The 1329-nt window shown below is 60.5% G+C and carries 1 protein-coding gene; it reads right to left on the reverse strand.

The features are described 5' to 3' along the window. Positions 1 to 35: 35 nt before the first annotated feature. A protein-coding gene (locus QYL93_RS31805; protein ID WP_370877095.1) for an IS3 family transposase occupies positions 36 to 1276 on the reverse strand; the annotation gives its coding sequence in 2 pieces (ribosomal slippage) (positions 36 to 919 and positions 919 to 1276; 1242 coding nt in all). Positions 1277 to 1329: the final 53 nt, after the last annotated feature.

A 1329-nucleotide genomic window follows, 5' to 3' on the forward strand; every position in this document is an offset into this window, starting at 1 on the left:
TGACCCGTCCTGAATAGCGTTGACACCTCAAACGGTTAAACAAGCCGGAGCAACCCGGCCAATGACGCCCGATGCACCGCATCGGGTGTTTGCATTTTCAGCGACAGATGAACCCTCTCGTGGTTGTATATCTCTATTGACTGCTGCACCATGCGCCTGGCTTGATGGATGTCTTGTGGCCGGCTCAACAGGAACTCCGTCTTCAGAATCCCGTTGACCCGCTCGGCCAACGCGTTCTGGTAGCAGTCGTAGCCGTCCGTCATCGAGCAGGTCAGGCCATGGCTCCGGTGAAGCTGCTGGTAGTAGGTCGAGCAGTACTGGATCCCCCTGTCCGAATGGTGTACCAGGCGCTGGCGGGTCTGGCGCTGCCTGAGCGCCATCTGCAACGCCTGCGCCACCTCCTCGGTCTGCAAGCTCTCGTGCACGTGCCAGCCCACGATCTTGCGGGAGTGGGCATCCGTCACCAGGCTCAGGTACACGAACCTGCCTGCGGTGGGCAGGTAGGTGATGTCGGCCACCCAGACTTGCTCACTGTGGGCAGCGTGCACCTGCTGTGGCCCGACCTTGAGCAGATTGGGATGGCGCCTGAAGCGGTGGTGGCTGTGGGTGGTCTTGTGGTACGCACGTCCAGGAGGAACCAGCATCCTGGCGTTGCGCAACACGTCGAACATGGCGTCCCGGCCCAAGACAATTCCCTGCAGGCCCAATGGTTCACTCAGCATGTAATGCAGCTTTCGCGTCCCCACCCGAGGCTGGCGCATACGCAGCTCCTTGACCTGTTGAACGACAACCTTGGCGTGCTCCACGCGCTGGGCATGTCGGCAGCGCCCTTGGTAATACGCTTGGCGACTCACGCCCATGTGCTGGCAAGCCCTGCTAACGCTCAGCCCCTGGACGAGGGCTTGGTCGAGGACTTGCCAGAAGGCTTTTTTACGATGCGCACCCCATAGTCCTTGCGCAGCACGTCGATCACGGCTTCGAACAACTGCGCCTTCTGCTGGGATTGCTGCAATTGCGCCTTCAGCGCTTTGATCTCTTGCTCGGGTGTGAGGGGGCTGGGGGCTTTGTCGATGGGCATGGCCGTCAATGATGCCGCACGTGGCCAGCCCAGTCTGCCGTGTTTGCGAAGCCACGCCAGCACCGTCGACTTGCCCTGGATGCCGTAATGCACCTGGGCTTGCTTGTAGGTGAACTGGCCTTTTTCTACCTGCTCGACAACTGCCAGCTTAAAGGCCATCGTGTAGTCGCGCTGCGTGCGCTTGGTCCTTGATTCCATGACACTTTTCCTTTGGGGGGTGGAAAGGTGTCAACGCAGGGCAGGACGGGTCA

It is taken from the genome of Acidovorax sp. A1169 (assembly GCF_030704685.1).
GTDB lineage: Bacteria > Pseudomonadota > Gammaproteobacteria > Burkholderiales > Burkholderiaceae_C > Acidovorax.